General features: G+C 56.7%; 19 protein-coding genes. 10 read left to right on the top strand and 9 right to left on the bottom strand.

What is annotated here, in order from left to right:
- Nucleotides 1–127 precede the first annotated feature (127 nt).
- The 4 genes from FJW00_RS19535 (at nucleotide 128) to yciH (ending at nucleotide 2,852) form a co-directional block, all read left to right on the top strand.
- Entirely contained in the window at nucleotides 128–436 is a 309-nt protein-coding gene (locus FJW00_RS19535) for a LapA family protein (protein ID WP_140925458.1), read from the top strand.
- A 6-nt stretch (nucleotides 437–442) separates the two neighbouring features.
- A complete protein-coding gene (gene lapB / locus FJW00_RS19530; protein ID WP_046101908.1) occupies nucleotides 443–1,612 on the top strand; it encodes a lipopolysaccharide assembly protein LapB in 1,170 nt (389 codons plus the stop codon).
- 197 nt (nucleotides 1,613–1,809) lie between these two features.
- Nucleotides 1,810–2,529: an orotidine-5'-phosphate decarboxylase gene (pyrF, locus tag FJW00_RS19525; protein ID WP_181405394.1), complete on the top strand. Its 720-nt coding sequence runs from the start codon at nucleotides 1,810–1,812 to the stop codon at nucleotides 2,527–2,529.
- Entirely contained in the window at nucleotides 2,529–2,852 is a 324-nt protein-coding gene (yciH, locus tag FJW00_RS19520) for a stress response translation initiation inhibitor YciH (RefSeq protein WP_140925457.1), read from the top strand. The genes pyrF and yciH overlap by 1 nt, the downstream gene beginning before the upstream one ends.
- Before the next feature lie 77 nt (nucleotides 2,853–2,929).
- Here yciH and osmB read toward each other — a convergent pair whose 3' ends face one another.
- The gene (gene osmB / locus FJW00_RS19515; RefSeq protein ID WP_003853848.1) at nucleotides 2,930–3,145 is read right to left on the bottom strand and encodes an osmotically-inducible lipoprotein OsmB; all 216 of its coding nucleotides are present in this window, start codon (nucleotides 3,143–3,145) and stop codon (nucleotides 2,930–2,932) included.
- Between the two features lie 347 nt (nucleotides 3,146–3,492).
- Here osmB and araD point away from each other — a divergent pair, with 347 nt between their 5' ends.
- Nucleotides 3,493–4,191, top strand: a complete 699-nt coding sequence (araD, locus tag FJW00_RS19510) for an L-ribulose-5-phosphate 4-epimerase (protein WP_140925456.1) — start codon at nucleotides 3,493–3,495, stop codon at nucleotides 4,189–4,191.
- Nucleotides 4,192–4,547: 356 nt separating this feature from the next.
- Nucleotides 4,548–5,414, top strand: coding sequence for a crotonase/enoyl-CoA hydratase family protein (locus tag FJW00_RS19505; RefSeq protein ID WP_009089985.1), 867 nt, complete (start codon nucleotides 4,548–4,550; stop codon nucleotides 5,412–5,414).
- Between the two features lie 12 nt (nucleotides 5,415–5,426).
- Here the strand turns inward: FJW00_RS19505 and pdeR are convergent, their stop codons facing one another.
- From pdeR to FJW00_RS19480, 5 genes are all read right to left on the bottom strand, one after another.
- Nucleotides 5,427–7,412 (bottom strand): cyclic di-GMP phosphodiesterase, encoded by a 1,986-nt coding sequence (gene pdeR / locus FJW00_RS19500; RefSeq protein WP_009089987.1) that lies wholly within the window; start codon nucleotides 7,410–7,412, stop codon nucleotides 5,427–5,429.
- A 159-nt stretch (nucleotides 7,413–7,571) separates the two neighbouring features.
- On the bottom strand, nucleotides 7,572–7,862 hold the full coding sequence (locus tag FJW00_RS19495; protein ID WP_140925455.1) for a YbdD/YjiX family protein: 291 nt from the start codon (nucleotides 7,860–7,862) through the stop codon (nucleotides 7,572–7,574).
- On the bottom strand, nucleotides 7,855–9,924 hold the full coding sequence (locus FJW00_RS19490) for a carbon starvation CstA family protein (protein WP_111207592.1): 2,070 nt from the start codon (nucleotides 9,922–9,924) through the stop codon (nucleotides 7,855–7,857). The genes FJW00_RS19495 and FJW00_RS19490 overlap by 8 nt, the downstream gene beginning before the upstream one ends.
- A gap of 199 nt (nucleotides 9,925–10,123) precedes the next feature.
- Entirely contained in the window at nucleotides 10,124–12,058 is a 1,935-nt protein-coding gene (locus FJW00_RS19485) for an exoribonuclease II (RefSeq protein WP_140925454.1), read from the bottom strand.
- Between the two features lie 110 nt (nucleotides 12,059–12,168).
- Entirely contained in the window at nucleotides 12,169–14,472 is a 2,304-nt protein-coding gene (locus FJW00_RS19480) for an FdhF/YdeP family oxidoreductase (RefSeq protein ID WP_140925453.1), read from the bottom strand.
- Between the two features lie 261 nt (nucleotides 14,473–14,733).
- Here FJW00_RS19480 and FJW00_RS19475 point away from each other — a divergent pair, with 261 nt between their 5' ends.
- The 3 genes from FJW00_RS19475 (at nucleotide 14,734) to FJW00_RS19465 (ending at nucleotide 18,916) form a co-directional block, all read left to right on the top strand.
- On the top strand, nucleotides 14,734–16,320 hold the full coding sequence (locus FJW00_RS19475) for a PTS transporter subunit EIIC (protein ID WP_058957880.1): 1,587 nt from the start codon (nucleotides 14,734–14,736) through the stop codon (nucleotides 16,318–16,320).
- Nucleotides 16,321–16,481: 161 nt separating this feature from the next.
- Nucleotides 16,482–18,026 (top strand): methyl-accepting chemotaxis protein, encoded by a 1,545-nt coding sequence (locus FJW00_RS19470; RefSeq protein ID WP_140925452.1) that lies wholly within the window; start codon nucleotides 16,482–16,484, stop codon nucleotides 18,024–18,026.
- Nucleotides 18,027–18,193: 167 nt separating this feature from the next.
- Nucleotides 18,194–18,916, top strand: a complete 723-nt coding sequence (locus FJW00_RS19465) for a YoaK family protein (RefSeq protein WP_111207622.1) — start codon at nucleotides 18,194–18,196, stop codon at nucleotides 18,914–18,916.
- 80 nt (nucleotides 18,917–18,996) lie between these two features.
- Here the strand turns inward: FJW00_RS19465 and FJW00_RS19460 are convergent, their stop codons facing one another.
- The 3 genes from FJW00_RS19460 to FJW00_RS19445 all read right to left on the bottom strand — a co-directional run bounded on the left by FJW00_RS19460 (nucleotide 18,997) and on the right by FJW00_RS19445 (nucleotide 20,257).
- Entirely contained in the window at nucleotides 18,997–19,221 is a 225-nt protein-coding gene (locus tag FJW00_RS19460) for a hypothetical protein (protein WP_140925451.1), read from the bottom strand.
- Nucleotides 19,218–19,364 (bottom strand): DNA polymerase III subunit theta, encoded by a 147-nt coding sequence (locus tag FJW00_RS19455; RefSeq protein ID WP_140925450.1) that lies wholly within the window; start codon nucleotides 19,362–19,364, stop codon nucleotides 19,218–19,220. Before FJW00_RS19455 ends, FJW00_RS19460 begins: the two co-directional genes overlap by 4 nt.
- Nucleotides 19,365–19,696: 332 nt before the next feature.
- Nucleotides 19,697–20,257 (bottom strand): hypothetical protein, encoded by a 561-nt coding sequence (locus FJW00_RS19445; protein WP_258317053.1) that lies wholly within the window; start codon nucleotides 20,255–20,257, stop codon nucleotides 19,697–19,699.
- Between the two features lie 724 nt (nucleotides 20,258–20,981).
- On the opposite strand from FJW00_RS19445, the gene FJW00_RS19440 reads away from it, so the two are divergent.
- A complete protein-coding gene (locus FJW00_RS19440; protein WP_033736237.1) occupies nucleotides 20,982–21,878 on the top strand; it encodes a LysR family transcriptional regulator in 897 nt (298 codons plus the stop codon).
- Nucleotides 21,879–21,882 lie beyond the last annotated feature (4 nt).

Below are 21,882 nucleotides of genomic sequence, written 5' to 3'. Positions count from 1 at the left end.
TCCCCGCGAAGACCCCATATTATTGATCGGTCTTGCGCAAAAGCGACTCGGCCAATGCTGCTGGGAGCAGCATTTTTGCTGTAGTTTTGGCATAATTCTACCTGACAACCTCACAACAGGACGCACTGTGAAATATTTGCTGATTTTTTTAGTGGTACTGGTCATTTTCATTGTTTCCGTCACCTTAGGCGCGCATAACGACCAGGTCATTACTTTTAACTATCTGCTGGCGCAGGGTGAGTTCAGCATCTCGACCTTACTGGCATCACTGTTTGGCGCAGGGTTTGTCCTCGGCTGGGTCATCTGCGGCCTGTTCTGGTTACGCACCCGCGTCGCACTGGCGAATGCCAACCGTAAAATCAAGCGTATGCAGACGCAGATTGAACAGAGCACCGCGCTGGCGACCACGCCATCCTCTCCGGCCGGCCGGGAATAATCCCCGATGCATGAATTGCTGTTTCTGTTACTGCCGGTTGCGGCTGCGTATGGCTGGTATATGGGCCGCCGCAGCGCGCATCAGGATAAGCAGCAGGAAGCTAACAGGCTCTCGCGTGAATATGTTGCTGGCGTAAACTTCCTGCTTTCTAACCAGCAGGACAAAGCGGTCGACCTCTTTCTGGATATGCTGAAAGAGGACAGCGGCACTGTAGAAGCACACCTCACACTGGGCAATCTGTTCCGGTCGCGTGGCGAGGTAGACCGCGCCATCCGAATCCATCAGGCTTTAATGGAAAGTGCCTCTCTGAGCTACGAGCAGCGCCTGCTTGCCGTGCAGCAACTGGGCCGGGACTACATGGCGGCGGGCCTGTACGACCGCGCCGAAGATATGTTTAAACAGCTCACCGATGAAACCGACTTTCGGGTGGGGGCGTTGCAGCAGCTGCTGTTAATCCATCAGGCCACCAGCGACTGGCAGCAGGCGATTGAAGTGGCAGAGCGGCTGGTTAAGCTCGGCAAAGAGAAACAGAAAGGCGAAATTGCTCACTTCTACTGTGAACTGGCGTTGCAGGCGATGAGCAGCGACGACCTGGATCGTGCCATAAGCCTGCTGAAGAAAGGGGAGGCGGCCGATCGCAACAGCGCCCGCATCTCCATCATGATGGGCCGTATCCTGATGGAAAAAGAGGATTTCGCCCGTGCGGTGGGGCATCTGCAGCGGGTGCTGGATCAGGATAAAGAGCTGGTCAGTGAAACACTGGCGATGCTGGAAACCTGCTACCAGCGACTCAACCAGCCCGAGGCCTGGGCGGCGTTTCTGCAGCGCTGCGTCGATGAGAACACCGGTGCGGCAGCGGAGCTCTATCTCTCCGATATTGTTGAGCAGCAGCAGGGTTCAGAGGCGGCCCAGAACTACATCAGTCGTCAGTTGCAGCGTCATCCCACCATGCGGGTGTTCCATCGCCTGATGGATCTCAACCTGCTTGAAGCCGAAGATGGCCGGGCCAAAGAGAGCCTGATGGTGCTGCGTGACATGGTGGGTGAACAGATTCGCACCAAGCCGCGCTATCGCTGCCAGAAGTGTGGTTTTACCGCTCACGCGCTCTACTGGCACTGCCCATCCTGCCGCACCTGGTCTTCCGTTAAGCCTATCCGGGGACTCGACGGCCAGTAATCCGGCCGACGCAGTCCGGTGTAAATCATCGCATTATAGTTACAACATACTAAAGGGGTAAACTGACGCCGGGAGCAGGCAGCCGTGCATTTATTGCCAGGCAGAGGGGCACGGCGATTGTGATGCTCCGGAGCCGCAGGTAGAATGCTTGCCGTTTGTCTATTGCGCCTGCGGGTGCCTACTGCAGAGGAAATGCCATGCCTTCACCCCACCACGTGACCGCCTCGCCGATTCTGGTAGCGCTGGATTATCATGATCTCGACAGCGCATTGCGTTTTGTCGACCAGATCGACCCCCGCAGTTGCCGCCTGAAGGTGGGCAAAGAGATGTTTACGCTGTTTGGCCCGTCGCTGGTCAGAACCCTGCAGCAGCGCGGCTTTGAGATCTTCCTCGACCTGAAATTTCACGATATTCCTAACACTACCGCGCATGCTGTGGCGGCTGCGGCCGATCTCGGTGTCTGGATGGTCAACGTCCACGCCAGCGGCGGGGCGCGGATGATGAATGCGGCGCGTGAAGCGCTGGTTCCTTATGGCAACGATGCCCCCTTGCTGATTGCGGTCACCGTACTGACCAGCATGGATGCCGATGATCTGAACGGGCTGGGCATCACGCTCTCGCCGGCTGAGCAGGCGGAGCAACTGGCGAAACTGACTCACGCCTGCGGGCTGGATGGCGTCGTCTGCTCTGCGCAGGAAGCCGTTCGCTTTAAAGAGGTGATGGGCAACGACTTCGCGCTGGTCACGCCGGGGATTCGTCCGGCAGGCAGTGAGGCAGGCGATCAGCGCCGCATCATGACGCCTCAGCAGGCGAAGCAGGCAGGCGTGGACTATATGGTTATCGGTCGTCCGATTACCCAGGCGGCCGATCCGGCTGCCGAACTGCAGGCAATTCTGCACTCTCTGGAGATACGCTAATGGCCAATGATAATCCACTGGTTTACTCAACCGACAGCGGCCGAATTGCTCAGCCGCAGCCGAAAGCGGAACGCCCCAAAGGGGATGGCATTGTGCGCATCCAGCGTCAGACCAGCGGCCGTAAAGGCAAAGGGGTTTGCCTGATTAGCGGGATTGACCTGGATGATGCGGCACTGGCACTGCTGGCGGCGGAGCTGAAAAAGAAGTGCGGCTGTGGTGGATCCGTTAAAGAGGGCGTGATCGAGATTCAGGGCGATAAACGCGATCTGCTGAAAAGTCTGCTGGAAGCCAAAGGCATGAAGGTGAAACTGGCGGGCGGCTGATAAAAAATCGGGCTACAGATGTAGCCCGATTGTAACGCAGATGCTTAGCGTAGCCGATTATAGTTTTAATAAGGTCCTTAGTGGACCTGATGACCGATAATACCACCCACAGCGGCGCCGCCGACTGTTCCGAGTGCGCTACCATTGGTCAGAACTGAACCCCCAATTGCGCCCGCACCCGCGCCAATCGCGGTGTTACGGTCACGTTTGGACCAGTTAGAGCAGCCGCTCAGTGCGACGGCTAAGGTGGTCGCCAGTACAACGGCAGTGATTCGTTTCATTGTTGTTGTCATACACTTCTCCTTTGATGTGCTCACAGAGGCAACACTCTTAGTATAGCTCCGATATTGACTCAGCCCGCTTGTGCCGCATCATTGCCGCGTCCGTGACGGCATCGAAATGTGATCACCATGGACAAACCGTTTGTAGCGGATGAGTAGCCATGCTGTCCCAACAGGTCCATGCATTGCCGGAGAGAATTTTAATCGTTCTGCGGAAATTCCGAAGATAGAAAATTCTTAAATCACGGCACATTTTTGCATTCACAGCCATTCCTTCTGCGTTTATAGCTAATCGCTCCATAACCCTTTGGCGGCCAACTCCGCAAAATTCAGGGACGATTGTCAGCAGGAGAAGAGGCATGCTGGAACACCTTAAACAACAGGTTCTGGAAGCGAATCTGGATCTACCCAAATACAACCTGGTGACCTTCACCTGGGGCAATGTCAGCGCGATCGACCGCGAACAGGGCCTGCTGGTGATTAAACCCTCCGGCGTGCGCTACGAGGTCATGAAGCGCGACGACATGGTCGTGGTCGATCTCACGACGGGTGAGGTGGTGGAGGGCGACAAGCGTCCCTCATCTGACACCGCGACGCACCGGGCGCTCTATCTCGCCTGGCCGGAGGTGGGGGGCATCGTCCATACCCATTCACGGCATGCGACGATCTGGGCGCAGGCAGGACGACCGATTCCCGCCTGGGGAACCACCCATGCCGATGATTTCTACGGAGAGATCCCCTGTACCCGCTCCATGCGCAGCGAAGAGATTCAGCACAATTATGAGTGGAACACCGGAGAGGTGATTATTGAAACCTTTGCGCAGCGTGGCCTGTCTCCCTCCGCGATTCCGGCGGTGCTGGTCAACTCGCATGGCCCGTTTGCCTGGGGGAAGGATGCCCACGCGGCTGTCCACAGCGCCGTCGTGCTGGAGGAGGTGGCCTACATGGGCTTATTCAGCCAGCAGCTGACGGCAAACCTGCCGCCCATCCAGCAACCGCTGCTTGACCTTCACTACCTGCGAAAGCACGGCGAAAATGCCTGGTACGGGCAGAAATAATCATCAGGGCGCTTCGGCGTCCTTTTTTTACCCGCTTTACGCAGGGTGGCACGTTCTCTGTTCTGTTTTATTCTGACTTTTCAACAGCCGAAACCTGCAGCCACCCCCTTTTAAGACGATTGCCGGATGACTGTACGCCGGTCCGCTTTATCTATTCAGTGCGCGTTAAGCATCGGCCTGGTGCTGCCTGACCGCATGGTGACAATGTGTAACGTGCCTAATCTATTTCTGACGAGCCTGTCAGGGATCACTCTGGATTTTGTGTTGTAAATCAATCTCTCATTTGGTCTGGCCTCACTCTGCATTACGCTGATGTCGCGTATTAAACGCATCAAATATAAACAGAGGATGAGACAATGACAGTAATTAACCAACCCACTTGCAGATTATTTACCGAAGCCGGCAACACCACGCAGTTAGTCGCCTATTACGAAGAAGGGCGTCGGACGATGTGGATGATGCTGCGTGCGCAGCCGCGCCCGAGTTTCAACCATGAACTGATTGAGGAGATCATGAATCTGAGCTACGCCGCACAGCGTTCTGGTCTGCCCATCGATTTCTGGGTCACCGGGTCACTGGTGCCGCAGATGTTCAACGCCGGTGGCGATCTGCGCTTTTTCGTCGAGTGCATCCGCAATAACCGCCGTGAGGCGCTGCGGGCCTATGCCCGTGCCTGCGTGGACTGCATCCACTCGGCGGCGCGCGGATTTGATACGGGAGCGGTAACGCTGGCGATGATCGAGGGAAGTGCCCTGGGCGGTGGATTCGAAGCGGCGCTGGCGCATCACTTCATTCTGGCGCAAAACAATGCGCGGATGGGGTTCCCGGAAATCGCCTTTAACCTGTTCCCTGGCATGGGCGGTTACTCGCTGGTGGCCCGTCGTTCCGGCATGAAGCTGGCCGAGGAGTTAATCTGTGAAGGGGAGTCCCACAGTGCAGAGTGGTATGAAACGCGCGGTCTGGTGGACAAAGTCTTCCAGCCGGGCGACAGCTACCGTGCCACCCGCACCTTTATCGATACTTTACGGCCGAAGCTGAATGGCGTGCGGGCGATGCTGAAAGCGCGTCAGCGCGTGCTGCAGTTGTCACGCGCCGAGCTGATGGATATCACCGAGGATTGGGTCGATTACGCCTTTACGCTCGAACCTAAAGACATTGCTTACATGGAACGCCTGGTTCAGTTACAAAACCGCCACAGCGCATCACTGCGTAAAGCGGGATAACCGGACTCAGCGTTAAACGCGGGCAGGATGCTTAGCCAGCCAATGCCCAAATTGCTCCGCGGGCATTGGTTTTGCGTAGTAGTAACCCTGACGCCCATCCACACCACTTTTGAGAACAAACGACTCTTCATCCGGGGTTTCAATGCCTTCCGCGATGACCTGCAAATCGAGCGCTTTGGCAACGGCGACGATGGCGCGCACCAGCGACTGGGAAACCGGCTGCGTACTAATATTGCGGATAAAGCTCTGATCGAGCTTGATGGCATTAATCGGCACACGGGCCAGCTGCGACAGCGAGGAGTAACCGGTGCCGAAGTCATCAAGATGAATCTTCGCGCCCAGATCCTGAAACTGCTTCATCAGCTTCAGCGCTTCGGTCTCATTCTCAATCAGGCAGCTTTCAGTCAGCTCAATGTCGATGGGGCAGTCGGTAAGCCCCGCCTCATGCAGCGCCTGTTTCAGGTCGGTGTAGATGCTTTGATCGATCAGCTGGCGGGCTGAGACGTTCACGGCGACGCGCAGAAAAATGCCCTCCTGGCGCCAGGCAATGATCTGCTTCAGCACGTTGAGCATCACCCAGCGGCCCAGCGGCACAATCAGTCCCGACTCTTCGGCATAGGGAATGAAATCGGCCGGCGAGACCAGGCCCCGTTCCGGTGAGTTCCAGCGAACCAGGGCTTCCGCACTTCGGACTTCGCCATCGCTGTCGATTTTGGGCTGGTAGTAGACCAGCAAGTGGTCGAGTTCCAGCGCCTTGCGCAGATTGGTGTCCAGCCAGAGGTATTCAAAAACCCGCTGGTTCATCTCGGCGGCAAAAACGCAGAATTTGCCGCGACCGTTCTCTTTGGCGTGATACATCGCGGTATCCGCATTACGAATCAGGCTTTCACGATCTTCGCCATGCAGCGGCGCGAACGCGATGCCGATTGAGCAGCCGCTGTAGACCTCGATCAGGCCGATACGGAACGGCTGACGCAGCCGCTCCAGAATGCGTGAGGCCATCGCCTCCAGCGCGGCCTGGCTGGTGTGCTCGGCCAGCACCACAAACTCGTCACCGCCCAGCCGGCCCAGCGTCTGATCTTTGCCCAGACAGCTCAGGATCGCCAGCGACACCGCCTGCAGGAGCTGGTCGCCAAACATATGGCCGTAGGCGTCATTCACTTTCTTAAAATTATCGAGATCCAGGTAAACCACACCGGTCTCATCTCCCCCGGAACGCTCCAGCGCCAGGCTAATCTGTTGATGGATGGCGTTGCGATTAGGCAAACCGGTCACCGTATCGGTGTTAGCCAGTACCCGGAGCCGTTCCTGAGCCCGACGCTCCTCGGTGATGTCGGTCCCGGAACAGATGAGGAAAATTTCATTTTTGCCACTGCCGCTGTGAACAAACTTATTACGAAACAGAAAGAGTCGCTGGCCTTTGCGGGTTTTGACCCAGCGTTCGACCTCATAGGAGTTGCCGTCGCGAAAGAAGCCCGCGATGTTACGGCGCGACTGGGACGCTTCCTGTTTGGTCATAAAGAGCTGGAAGACGTTGCGGCCAATCACCTCATGCTCATTCAGGCCGGTATATTCTTCACTGAGACGGTTAAAACGCTGAATATTGCCGCGCTGGTCGAGGATCACAATCACCGAATTGGCTTCAGAAACCACCTGTTCGGCGAAAGAGAGTCCCAGCGTTAAATCGCGTGCAACCGCCGAGGTGTCGCCCCAGGCGGAGGCGGTGCCAGCCCAGGATGCCTGATTCACTTTACGCCCGACAAAATGCATCGGCACATCAATGCCTTGTAAGGTCATGGTCAGGTTAATGCTTGACGTGATGACGGGCATCGCGCGAATCATCGCGGCCTGGCCGGGGGTCAGCGGCAGGGCGATATTGGTCTGTGACGACTCATCTTCAGCAAAATGTAGCGCATCGCTGTCCGCGGTCAGACGCCAATGAGGGCTGGTTGTACCAAACAGGGTGTACAACAAGGTTTGCCCTTGTTCATCGGTCATGGAAACTTCCTCCGGGAAGTGCTCTGCAGGCGTTATCTCATTATTTTAGCAACAGTATTCATCATCTGACGCCAGCACAAGATGCAAACCAAATATATTTTTCCATCCAGATAAGAATGGCACAAAAAAGCCCCGGCGGTGCGGGGCATTAAGCCATGATCAGCAGGGACATTTCCCCAGTTTTCCCGCCTGACTTGGGAAGCGCGCATCCAGACAGTAACGGTGGAAATCGCGCTCGTTCATCGTCGGCTGGCCAGGATGATGCTGCCGCATATGCTGCAGATATGTTTGATAATCCTGTACCCCGACCATTAAGCGAAAGCACTGCTGCAGGCCGCGCCAGAAGCCGCGCCAGCTGAACGCGACAGGAGCAGAGGCCGTAAGGGGATGACAGCCGATAATCTGCCATTTCCCCTGCGGCCGCTGGAACTGATGAATCGCATCAGACATGGCGCACCTCCTTGTTACGCAGCGCCACCGATGACTCGTGGGTGGTTGGCGTGTCACTGCGCAGCGCCTTGCGGATAACAAAGAACGCGGCGATCAGCATCGTCACGGCCACCAGCATAAAAAAGGCACACAGCGCCGCGTTGATCTGATTGCTGAACACGATGGTCTGCATGTCCGCCACGCTTTTTGCCGGGGCAATGATCACGCCATCCTCCACGCCTTTGCGGAACTTGCTGGCCTGCGCCAGGAAGCCGATAGCGGGTTTCTCATGAAAGATTTTCTGCCAGCCTGCAGTCATGGAGGTGATAAACAGCCAGACGGTGGGCAGGATGGTGACCCAGGCGTAGCGCTGCTTTTTCATTTTGAACAGCACGACGGTGCCGAGGATCAACGCCATCGACGCCAGCATCTGATTACCGATACCGAACAGAGGCCAGAGCGTATTAATGCCGCCCAGTGGATCCACCACGCCCTGATAAACAAAGAACCCCCAGCCCGCAACGGCGACGGTGGTGCCCGCCATATTGCCCAGCCAGGAACGGTTGTTCGCCATGGAAGGCACCACGGTGCCCACGAGATCCTGCACCATAAAACGGCAGGCGCGGGTGCCGGCATCGACCGCAGTCAGGATAAACAGCGCTTCAAACAGGATGGCGAAGTGGTACCAGAACGCCATCATCGCCCGGCTGTTAAAGATTTCGGTGATGATATGGGCCATCCCCACGGCGAAGGTTGGCGCTCCGCCGGCGCGCGACAGAATCGAGCCTTCGCCCACGTCACGGGCGATGCCGCTCAGCATTTCAGGCGTTACTACAAAGCCCCAGCCGTTAATCACCTGTGAGGCGCTCTCCACGGTGGTACCAATCAGCGCCGCTGGCGAGTTCATGGCAAAGTAGACGCCGGGGTCCAGCACCGAGGCGCAGATCAGCGCCATAATGGCCACAAAAGATTCCATCAGCATCGCGCCGTAGCCAATAAAGCGGATATGGCTTTCGCGCTCCACCAGTTTAGGCGTGGTGCCGCTGGACACCAGCGCATGGAAGCCTGAGATCGCGCCACAGGCGATGGTGATAAACAGGAAGGGGAACATCGCCCCGGAGAAGACCGGACCGGTACCGTCGATAAAGCGGGTCACCGCCGGCATTTTCATCTCCGGCATGGCAAAGACAATGCCCACCGCCAGACCGACAATCACGCCGATTTTGAGAAAGGTCGAGAGGTAGTCACGCGGTGCCAGCAGCAGCCAGACCGGCAGCACTGAGGCGATAAAGCCGTAGATGACCAGCACCCAGGTCAGCGTGGTGCCTTTCAGGGTGAAGAAGGGGCCCCAGTAGGGGTGTTGCGCCACATCGCCGCCATAGATAATCGCCGCCATCATCAGCACAAAGCCAATCAGCGATACCTCCGCGATTTTACCCGGACGGATAAAGCGCATGTAGAGACCCATAAACAGCGCGATAGGAATGGTCGCGGCTATCGTAAACAGCCCCCACGGGCTGTTAGCCAGCGCCTTTACCACCACCAGCGCCAGCGCCGACAGGATAATGATCATCACGCCCAGCGCGCCGAGCATGGTCACCACACCGGCAAACGCGCCGAGCTCCTGACGGGCCATCTCACCCAGCGAACGACCATCCCGGCGGGTTGAGATAAACAGGATCAGGAAATCCTGAACCGCGCCCGCCAGCATTACCCCCACAAGGATCCAGATAGTACCGGGCAGAAAGCCCATCTGCGCCGCCAGAATCGGCCCGACCAGGGGACCGGCACCGGCAATCGCCGCAAAGTGATGACCGAACAGCACCCATTTATTGGTCGGGACATAATCCAGCCCGTCGCTCAGCCGCTCGGCCGGGGTCATCCGGCGGTCGTCCAGCTCGAAGATATTACGGGCAATAAACAGGCTGTAGAAACGATACGCAATGCTGTAACAGGCGACAGCGGCTATCACCAGCCAGACTGCGTTGACGTGTTCGCCGCGGCTGAGGGCCAGCATGGCAAAAGCGCCTGCGCCGATTAACGCCACCACTAACCAGATCGCGCTGGTTTTGACGTTTTTCATGACTAACTCCTTGTAGGGATCGAGAGGAAGGCGATCGAAAACAACGAGTTAAACTTAATGTAATGGAATGTAAGTGAAAGTTAATCAGTGGAGAAGTGTGAAGCGGGGTACAAATATAACCTGTTTGCAACCTGAACGGGGGCGGGAACGGGCGGGATAACCGGAGTTATCCCGCCAGATGGCATAAGTCAGCTGGAACTCAGACGGCGGGACGCGCCACGACGCTGCGGGTTTCCATGCGGACTTCGGCGATGGTGACATCAATCACGTCAGTCACACGGTAAACCACCTCGCCTTTAATCTGAACGCTGCCATTCTCCTGGCTGCAGACCATCTCATCACGCACCGCGTGAATGAACGGAGCAGGGATAAAGGCCACCGCGCCATACTCCAGCAGACGAACGCGCATACCGCCGCGTGACACGTCGATAATCTCGGCGCTGAAGCGACGATCGGTGCCGGCAAACGGCGCAAGATAACGGGCGTAGAGCCAGTCACCCACATCACGCTCGGCCATGCGGTTCAGACGACGGCGCTCGCTCATCGTGACCGTCACGGCATCGTCCGGACGGGCGATCGTCTCACCACGGATAATCGCTTTCAGCAGGCGATGGTTGATCATGTCGCCAAACTTACGGATGGGTGAGGTCCAGGTGGCGTACGCCTCCAGTCCCAGCCCGAAGTGCGGGCCCGGCTCGGTGCTGATCTCGGCAAAGGTCTGGAAGCGACGGATGCGGCTGTCGAGGAACGGCGTCGGCTGGGCATCGAGTTCACGACGCAGCACGCGGAAGCCTTCCAGGGTAGTAATCGCCTGAGCATCCACGGTAATGCCATGATTCGCCAGCACTGCGGCGGCCTGTTCAGCATTGGTGGCATCGAAACCGGCATGGACGTTGTAAATACCAAAGCCGAGACGGTCACGCAGCACCTTCGCCGCACAGATGTTTGCCAGGATCATCGCCTCTTCAACGATGCGGTTAGCGATGCGACGCGGTTCCGCGACGATCTCCAGCACTTCACCTTTTTCTCCCAGCAGGAAGCGGTAGTCAGGGCGATCTTTGAACACCAGCGCGTGGGTCTGACGCCACTCGCTGCGCGCCTGGCAGAGGCGATGGAGCAGACGAATCTGTTCTGCAATCGCGTCACTCTCCGGCTGCCAGCTGCCGCTGTTTTCCAGCCAGTCAGAAACGTCATCATAAGCCAGCTTGGCTTTGGACTCGATCCAGGCCGCAAAGAAGGTGACATCATCCGCCAGGCTGCCATCGGCGGCCACGGTGACGCGGCAGGCCAGCGCCGGACGGCGGACATTCGGACGCAGCGAGCAGACATCATCAGAGAGTTCGCGCGGCAGCATCGGGATGTTAAAGCCCGGCAGGTAGTTGGTGAAGGCGCGCTTCGCTGCCAGCTTATCCAGCTGACTGCCTTCCGCGACATAAGCGGTCGGGTCGGCGATAGCGATGGTCAGGGAGAGCGAGCCATCCGCCTGCGCTTCCACATAAAGCGCATCATCCATATCCTGGGTGCTGGCGCTGTCAATGGTGACAAAATTGAGCGCGGTCAGATCTTCGCGCGTCAGATTCTCATCCATCATCTCGCCAAAGCTGACATCCGGCGCGTCACGCTCAAGGTTGTGACGCGACAGCGTCACCCACCACGGCGCCAGATGGTCATCCGCTTTGACGATAAAGTCGGTGATTTCGGCGTAAAAACCGCGGTCGCCTTTCAGAGGATGACGACGCATTTCAGCGACAGCCCAGTCGCCATTCTCAAACTCATGGCTGACATCGCGCGCCGGGCGGCACGGGATAGCCTCTTTCAGCAGGGGATGGTCCGGCACGATCGACAGGCGATCGTCTTTCTTCTGTACCCGGCCGACAAAACGGCTCAGGAACGGCTCAACCAGGGTTTCCGGTTCAGCACTTTCGCGGTCTTTATCGGTGTGGATCACGGCGACGATACGATCGCCATGCATCACTTTCTTCATCTGCGGAGGCGGAATGAAGTAACTTTTCTGCGCATCGACTTCCAGAAAGCCGAAGCCTTTTTCGGTGCCTTTTACCACGCCTTCTGCACGTGGTGTCTGTGAATGGAGCTTCTCTTTCAGCTGCGCGAGCAGCGGGTTATCCTGGAACATAATTTTTACGTTTCGTGGCCTGAATGCGGCTGACAGTTTTACGCGAATCGACGCCGCGCGGCAAGGCAAAAAGCCGGACGAACCGGCTTTTCAGAGGGGCTGACAGGGGATCAGGCGATGCGCTGATCGGCCTGTGCCAGGGAGAGTTCCAGCTTCACGGGCACCGATTTGGAGGTCGGTGTACCGCTGCCATCACCAAAGCTGTTCAGCGGCACCAGCGGGTTGGTTTCCGGATAGTAGGCCGCCAGATTTCCGCGCGGAATATTATAAGGAACCAGTTTGAAACCGCTGACGCGACGGATGATGCCATCATTCCACAGCGTTTCGATATCGACATTCTGGCCTTCGGTAAAGCCCAGATCCGCCATATCGTCCGGATTGATAAACACCACTTCGCGCTGACCAAACACGCCACGATAACGGTCATCGAGGCCGTAGATGGTGGTGTTGTACTGGTCGTGTGAACGCAGGGTCTGCAGGGTGAACGGCACCGCCTGATCCAGCGCCGGGAACAGTGAGTCCGGCAGCATCGACGCATTAAATTCCGCTTTCTGGCTCGGCGTATTGAAGCGTAACTCTGCAGCGGCATTGCCCAGGTAGAACCCGCCAGGGATATCGCATTTCGCGTTAAAGTCGGCAAAGCCCGGAATGGTCGCGGCGATATGATCGCGGATCAGGTTGTAGTCACCCGCCAGGTCGCGCCACTTCACTTTGTCATCACCCAGCACCGCCTGCGCGATCCCGGCGACGATGGCCGTTTCAGAGCGCTGCGTCTCCGCCAGCGGAATGCCGATCCCTTCGGAGGCGTGCACCATGCTGAACGAGTCTTCGACGGTAATAAACTGATTGCCGGTTGCCTGGCGGTCACGTTCCGTGCGGCCCAGCGTCGGCAGAATCAGCCCTTCATGACCCGGCACCAGGTGGCTGCGGTTCAGCTTGGTGCTGATGTGTACGGTCAGACCACAGCGCGATAACGCCTCTTCCGTGCGCGGTGAATCGGGCGCCGCCGCGGCCAGGTTGCCACCCAGCGCAATCAGCACTTTGACTTCATCACGCAGCATGGCATTCAGCGCTTCAACGGTGTTGTGGCCCGCGGCACGCGGTGGCTCGAAACCGAAATGGTTGCCCAGCGCATCCAGGAACGCCTGCGTCGGTTTCTCATCAATGCCCATCGTCCGGTTGCCCTGCACGTTACTGTGACCGCGCACCGGGCAGAGACCTGCGCCTTTTTTGCCCAGCTGGCCAAACAGCAGCTGCAGGTTGGTGATTTCACGCACCGTGTCTACCGAATGCTTGTGCTGGGTGATCCCCATCGCCCAGGTGCAGATCACCCGGTCAGCGCTCTGATAGATGGCCGCTGCTTCACGGATTTGCGCCTGCGTCAGGCCCGACTGCGCCACAATCTGCATCCAGCTGGTGTTGTCTACGGCGTCGAGGTAGGCCTCAATGCCGTTGGTTTTGGCATTGATAAAGGTCTGATCGAACAGGCCGCTTTCACCTGCCGCCAGACGGGCACGGTGGGTTTCCAGCAGGGATTTCACCATGCCGCGCACGGCAGCCATATCTCCGCCCAGATTCGGCTGGTAGTAGGAGGAGCTGATGGTGCCGGCTTTAGAGGTCACCACTTCCAGCGGTTTCTGTGGATCGGCAAAGCGCTCCAGACCGCGTTCGCGCAGGGTGTTAAAGGTCACGATTTTTGCGCCGTGGTCGGCAGCGTGACGCAGGCTGTGCAGCATGCGCGGATGGTTGGTGCCGGGGTTCTGACCAAAGACAAAAATCGCATCCGCATGGTCAAAATCGTCCAGACGAATGGTGCCTTTCCCGACGCCAATGCTGCGCTTCAGCCCGGTGCCGCTGGCTTCGTGACACATATTGGAGCAGTCAGGAAAGTTATTGGTGCCTACCAGGCGACCAAACAGCTGATAGAGCCAGGAGGCTTCATTGCTGGCGCGACCGGAGGTGTAAAGCTCCATCTGATCCGGATTGTCCATCGCCTTAATGTGCTGCGCGATCAGCGCAAAGGCGTCGTCCCAGCTGATTGGCTCATAGTGGTCAGTTTCGGCGTTGTAGCGCAGCGGATGCGTCAGACGACCCTGATATTCCAGGAAGTAGTCACTCTGGGTGTAGAGGGTGGTTACGCTATGCCGGGCGAAAAAGTCGGTATCAACCACACGACGTGTCGCTTCCCAGGTCACCGCTTTGGCGCCGTTTTCGCAGAAGCTGAAGGTACTTTTATTGTCATCGCCCCAGGCGCAGCCCGGACAGTCAAAACCGCGGGCTTTGTTCATGCGCATCAGGTTGCGCATATTTTTCAGTGCCGCTTTGCTGTCAAGAACGAAACGCGTGGTGGCTTCCAGTGAACCCCAGCCGCCCGCAGCCGCGCGGTAGGGTTTGATTTGGCGTTTAAATTTCATATTGAGTGCAGGCTTTTTATAGTAGGAATAATTGTTTGATGATTGTTATCAGGTTATAGCCTGATGGTGAAGGGGAGTGTGCAATTATCGTCATACCTTGTCTAATTGATTGACATAATGGTGCGATAGCTGGCGTTTATCGTGCATCGGCCAGAAGTGTGAAGCTGGTCAGATTTTACCCAGTTTTAACGCGCTGATAACGGGAGTTCTCTCTATAACGGGCTAATACTTGCTATTTATCATCAGAGAGGGCGCGACACCATGAAACAGCTGACCAGCCAGATCCACGCGTTCGGCAAAGCGCTAATGATGCCAATCTCGGTGATCGCCGCCGCAGGGATCTTTCTCGGGCTGGCGGCGGCGATGCAGAACCCGGCGGTGACCGGTGAGGCGTTCGTCCAGATGGCGGTGCCGCAGGTCATCATCGGCTTTATCCGCAAGATCGCCGGTGCGCTGTTTACAAACCTGCCGCTCTTCTTTGCCGTGGCGAGTGCTATCGGGCTGGCAAAAGCGGAGAAGCCCACCGCCGCGTTTGCTGCGGTGATTGGCTACATCGTGATGAATGTCGGCATCAGCGCTACCCTGGCGGCCAAAGGGATCACGGCCGCCACCACCACACCGGCCGCTCTGCAGCAGGCGGGGATGGATCAGACGACGGCGATGATGACCTCGGCGGAATATATCAGCATGCTGGGGGTCTTTACCTACAACATGAGCGTGCTGGGTGGGGTGATTGCCGGGCTGATAACGGTCGCGCTGCACAACCGCTTTTACACCCAGCAACTGCCTACTGCGATCAGCTTTTTTGGCGGGCGGCGTTTTGTGCCGATCGTCACCGTCGTCTGCCTGCCGCTGGTGGGGGTGCTGCTGGCGCTGGTCTGGCCGACCATCGGCCAGGGGATCGCCTGGATCGGCGCGATGATCGGCAAAAGTGGTCAGTATGGCGCGTTCCTGCTGGGGGCATTTGAACGCATTCTGATCCCCACCGGCCTGCACCATATCCTCAACGAAACCGTTCGCTTCACCCCGATCGGCGGTATGGCGGTGGTGGATGGCCAGACCATTGTCGGTGCGCTCAACATCTTCAACGCGTCTCTGACCCACCCGGGGTCGATCCCGGATGCGACGCTGCGCACCGCCACGCAGTTTCTGGCGCAGGGTAAAATTCCGGTCATGATGTTTGGCCTGCCCGCCGCTGCCCTGGCGATCTATCACACCGCACGGCCAGAGCATAAACAGCGGGTCAAAGCGCTGGTGATGGCGGGCGCGCTGACCTCATTCACGACCGGTATTACGGAACCGCTCGAGTTCTGCTTTATTTTTGTCTCGCCGGTACTCTATCTCCTGCACGCCTTCCTGACCGGTCTCTCCTTCATGCTGATGTCGATGCTGCACCTGATGATTGGCAATGTGCAGGGCGGCATCATCGACCTGGTGGTGTTCGGCATGCTGGGCGGGGCGAAAACGCACTGGTGGTGGACACTGGCGCTGGGGGCCGTCTATGCGCCGCTCTACTACTACGCTTTCCGGCTGGTGATCACCCGGATGCATGTCGAAACGCCGGGCCGGGAATCGGAAGAGGAGAAACCGCAGCAGGTCGCGGCGGATGAGCGCACCCAGGTGATTATCAGCGGGCTGGGTGGGCAGGCCAATATCGAGGATGTCGATTGCTGCTTTACCCGACTGCGGGTCCGGGTCAGAGAGATGAATCAGGTGGTGGATCAGACGCTGATGAGCACCGGTGCCAACGGCGTCAATCGCGTCAGCGAGCATGATGTTCAGGTGATTTACGGGCCTCAGGTTGAGAAAGTCGCCAGTGAGGTAAAGCGGGCGCTCGGCGTGGCTTAGCGACAGCCTGTTTCGGGTCATCAGCGGGCGGTCTGCCGGAAAGGGGGAGAAAGGCTGCACGCTGCCGCTCCGCTTATTGTAACTAAAAAAAGTTCAGCCCTAATGGGCTGCTTTTTTTTGCCGATATAGCCACTCATCCTCCCAATTTCCGGAACGTAGCGATGTCGTTAAAAAAGTCCTCCCTGATTATTTTTTCTTTCCTGCTGGCGCTGTTTCTTACCAGCGTGGCAATCAGTACCTGGCTGCTTGTTCAGAGCAATCACTCCCTGAATGCGGTTAACAAAGAGATCCGCGTTGTGCTGTCGGTGATCGACCCTATCAACCACAGCCGTACGCTGCGTGTCCGCCTGATGGAGTACATGAAGTCGATTGAGGGCAGTGAGGCGAATAACCCGGCCACGCTGGACAGCGTTCGCACCGTTGCCGGTAAGGCGGATGCGGCGTTTGAAGCCTATATGAACGCGCCGCGTCTGCCGGGCGAAGAGGCTGAAGCGGAAGCCTATCGTCAGGCCTATCAGGCCTATCGCCAGCGGGGCCTGCAGCCGTTAATTGAGGCAGCAGAAGCGCACGACCAGCTGCGATTCAAAAACCAGATTGCCACCGTGGTGCGTCTGGATCGCCAGTATGAAATCATTCTGGATCGGGTGCTGGCGCAGCATGAAACTTACGCCAGAAAACTCAACAGTGATGCGCAGAGTCATTTCACCACCGGCATTACCCTGCTGGGACTGTTTGGCGTGCTCTTTTTTGCCATCATCATCGCGATCTACATCTTCATGAAGCGCTACGTGCTCTCTCCGCTGAACGATGCGCAGGAACACTGCAGGCTGATTGCGGCGGGCGTGCTGGACAGCAGCGTCCCGGTCAGGGCGAACTCCCGCAGTGAAATTCAGCTGCTGATGGGCTCGCTGGAGCAGATGCGCAGCGCGCTGACCTCTATCATTCTGCAGGTTCGTGACTCGACCCGCTCCGTCTCCACCGCGTCACAGGAAATTGCTGCGGGCAACATCGATCTCGCCTCACGCACCGAGCAGCAGGCTGCCGCGCTGACCGAGACCGCCGCCAGCATGGAGCAGCTGGGCGCAACGGTGAAACAGAACACCGAAAACGTCTTTGAAGCCTGCCGCCTGACCAGTGAAGCGGTGAAAAATGCCGAAAGCGGTGAGAAAGTGTCGCAGGAAGTGGTGGTTTCAATGGGGCTGATTAACGCCAGCTCGAAGAAGATTGAAGAGATCACGACCGTTATCGACAGCATCGCTTTCCAGACCAATATTCTGGCGCTGAACGCAGCGGTGGAAGCGGCCCGTGCCGGGGAGCAGGGTCGCGGTTTTGCGGTGGTGGCGGGCGAAGTCCGGAACCTGGCGCAGCGCAGCGCCACGGCCGCTAAAGAGATTGAGAGCCTGATTGCCGAATCGGTCGCCATCATTCACGCCGGTTCTGATCAGGTCAGCCGCACGGGTGAGGCGATGAGCGCGATTATCTCCTCAGTGAGCCAGGTTAACCTGCTGATGGAGCATATCTCTACCGCTTCAGATGAACAGAGTCGCGGTATCGGTCAGATTGAACAGGCCGTGACCGAGATGGACAGCGTGACGCAGCAGAACTCGGCGCTGGTGCAGGAGTCTGCAGCAGCCTCCGCCTCGCTGGAAGAGCAGGTGCAGTACCTGACGCAGTCGGTATCCACGTTCCGTCTCGCCAGCCATTAACCGGCGGTTCCGCGCGGCGCCAGTGCCGCGCGAAACCTGCTGCCGGTAAGGCATGTTATCCGGGCAGATTGCCCTGAGGTCAGTGCGCCGGGAGAGTTTGATTCAGCGCCTTGTCGCCGGCCGGGAATCGGCGGATGATAAGGCTTTCCTCTGAATATGTGGTGGTCATGCTAATCAGTACAGAAAGTGCCCGCAGCCACAGCGCCGACACCCGTCTGGCCTGTACGCTGGCGGCCGCTGCGGGGGCGCTGAACACCGCCGCCTTTGAGATTGTCGGTTTCTTTTCTGCCAACATGACCGGCAATGTCTCGCTGCTCTCCGATCATCTGGCAAAAGCGAATCCGGGAACCGGCCTCTTTTTTCTCGCCATCGTCATCCTCTTCATCGCCGGGTCGGCGCTCTCCACCCTGGTTATCAATTCCGGTCGCCGCAGAAACATCCGCACTATTTATGCCTTTGTCATCCTGGCTGAAGGCGCTGCGCTGATGGTACTGGGGGTGATTGAAAATCACTTTCCGCCGCTGTCGCCTGGCGTGGTGTTAATCCTGAGCCTCAGTTTTCTGATGGGGCTGCAGAATGCGGTGGTCACACGGATTTCGGACGCCCGCGTCCGTACTACCCATGTCTCCGGCACGGCGACCGATATCGGGATTGAGCTGGCGATGCTGTTTGAGGTGCTGCGGCGTAAAATCTCCCCGAAAGAGGCACCGCTCTACCTGAGCCGGCTGCGGCTGCATGTGCTGACGCTGCTCGCATTCCTGGCGGGCGGCATAGCCGGAATAGGGCTCTACAGGCTGCTCAGCTACGACTTTCTGCTGCTGGTGGGGTTCGGCCTGATCTGCCTGGCGCTGAACGCCATTTTCCGGCGGCCGGTAAAGACGGCAAGCTGATGGCCCGGCAGTTGCTGAGTAAAATCTGATAAGCCGGGGCCGCTCACCTTAGAAAACTCATCGGCCCCATGTTGTGAACCTCAAGCCTGCTTATTAAAGTCCAGCCATTCCTCCCAACAATGTTCCGGGTCGATATCCTGATACCCACGACGCTCAGCCACAGCTAAAACTCCTTCAGCATCCGTGACAATAGCCGTGGCATTATCACGAATAGCCAACACCTCCTCTTTAGTCAAAGGAGAGCCTTTCTCCTCGGCTTTAGAGACAAGCAGGCTGATAAGGGAGGGAATGAAAAGGATGATCACTTACCTTCCTCCTTCTGATAGATCGCGTCAGTGTCGCGAGGGTAATGTAGAGAGACGTTCCTGTAATGTTGCAATCTCTCCCTGAAATATTCACGCTGGTTCTCAGGCTGCTGCATCTCCACTTCATGCGGGATAACAGGCATATCATACACTCCTTGTCTTATTTGCAGACCAATTGGAAGTCTCCAGCACAACTTTGCAAATGCCCATCATAATAACCTGTGTCAATAGGTCATTAACAGGCTTCGATGATGCTAAGTGCATACGCCCTGACATAGCCAAACAGGCCGAAGCATTACTGAAAGTGCGAATGGCTATGGCTGTTGAGGCATTCTGCTAGACGCCATCTGATACTGGATTCCAAAGACTGTATGTGTGCCGATCATGGTCACTAAATAAAAATGGCAATCAGCATGAGCTGACTGCAACATTTGAAAAGGTAGGGCGTTGAAGGTTATTTACACGAAGAAGAGCATTATTTTCTACACCAAACTGTAAAATCACTACTTGTAGCAGAAACTATAAACTCACCATCCCATGAAAACCCGGCGCAAATGAAATAGTCCCTGGCAAGTGTGATACAACCATCCTGATGACCAGTCGCTAAAGCATCTTTGTTTATCGGACACCATATTAGTAATTCAATAGGCCATTCCGGAGCTACGCGGACTAAACTTTCGCCATAACGGTTATACATTGGTAAACCGCCACCGCATAAACCGCAAATCGAGATGTCTTCATGAGACAAAGGGCCAATCCCTTTACAGGAAAGACTTAAGGGAGAATACCAGTCTGAATATTCATCGTATTCTCTGGCAAGCTTTTCACCATTAATACAGTTATATACACTGCGCCCAGAGGATGATACGACTAACAATAAATGATTTTGTTGATGGGAAAAGCCAACTTCAGTTAAGCCTCCTACAGCAACCTGTAAAACCGGAAGCCATTTTTCGGACGAAGAAGGAATGTTAAGGACTGATTCCACATAATTATCCGATTTATCTTTTTTGAACAAGCCCAGCATTTTCTTCATCCTCATAAACTTTCCCGTTCTGCAAATCAGCAACAACATTATCCTATTAAGTCATACAATACCTTAATTCAAAATATCTCTACCTTATAAAAGCCCGCCGACCGGGCCAGGTATCGCCAGGCCGTAGAAAAAATTTACCTCTTACGTCTCGGTTTTAATGGTTGTTTATCCAGCGAAATCAGAGCGCAAAAAAGCCCGCGTTACGCAGGCATGAATTGGCACAAAAAGGAAAAATCTCAGTATCAGCATTCGCTGACAGCCGCACCATACAGTGTTCCGGGCCAATAGATATGATGAATATGGCAATAGCAAAGCGTGAGCACGTTATGTATGTTCGCCATGTGAAACGAGGCAGCGCCCGTGCTGTAGAACATAAATTCAGCACCAGCCGCAGCTTTACAATTATGCCTGCTGATTCGCCTTGATTAGATCCATCTATCGATACTGCTGTTTATCAATGCAGTACTTATCAAAAGGGAATTACTGATGGCGAGACGATACAGGTTCATGGACTACAGGGCATCATCGTGTTGGGTAAGGTTACAGCTGAAGTTCTGTCAGTGTTAAAGTCAAACCGACCCACAATTTGAAGCCCACCTGCAACAGGCATAGTATGATGTGAGAAGAAAAGAAATCTGAGGTGAAATTTCATTTAGTACATCGCGTAGTACGTAACACTAAATGGAGATTTAATTAACACCTGACTAATTGATTGGTAATTAAAATCGACATTAAACAACTGATTTACCTGTGCAACCTGGAGCGCGAACGCCATTTCGGGCGCGCCGCGGAAGCCAGTTTCGTTACACAGCCAACACTCTCTATGCGCCTGAAAAATCTGGAGCGAGAGCTGGGCCTGCCGCTGATTAACCGCAGTAATAACTTCGCCGGATTTACGCCAGAGGGCGATCGCGTGCTGGCATGGGCGCGGGAAATCGTTTCGGTGTATCAGGGGCTGAAGCTGGAAGTCGAATCACTGAAACATGGGGTAAACGGCACGCTGCGGGTGGGAGTGGTTCCGCAGTGCAGCATGGCCCTGCCGCTGCTGCTGAAAGTGGTCCAGGAGAGATATCCGCAGCTCGACTACCGCATTGCGGTGCTGAGTGCTGATCAGCTGCTGGATGCGCTTAACAGTCACACCGTGGATGTCGGCATCGGCTTTTTTGAGATGGCGACCCTGCGCGAACTCCATTTTCAGACCGAGCTGCTGGCGGACCGCGGCGTTGAAGCGGTGTTCCATCCTGACCATTTCCCGGCGCTGGTGGGTGATACGCCGCTGGCGCTGTCGGATCTGGCGCAACAGCCGCTCTGCCTGGCGGAGCCGACCCGCTATTTTCGCCGTTATCTCGACATGGCCTTTCGTGAGGCGGGGCTGGTGCCACGGGTGATCGTCGAGAGCGCTTCCGTCATGCAGTTGATGCAGTGTGCCCAGGTCGGGCTGGGGCTGCTGGTGTCACCAGTGGGGCATCTGTTGCCCGCTTCACTTCAGGGGCTGCAGCAGCGCGCCATCACGCTGCCACCCATGGCACGTCAGGCGGCGCTGGTTATCGCCGAGCCTGGCCGTGCCACCCCGCTGGCCCAGCACTTTTTCGATGAAGCGCGCGCGCGGCTGCCGATGTAACCGG

Source organism: Pantoea anthophila, from assembly GCF_006494375.1.
GTDB lineage: Bacteria > Pseudomonadota > Gammaproteobacteria > Enterobacterales > Enterobacteriaceae > Pantoea > Pantoea anthophila.
Note: the sequence above shows the minus strand (reverse complement) of the source record. Positions and strands in the feature narration are given on the sequence as shown.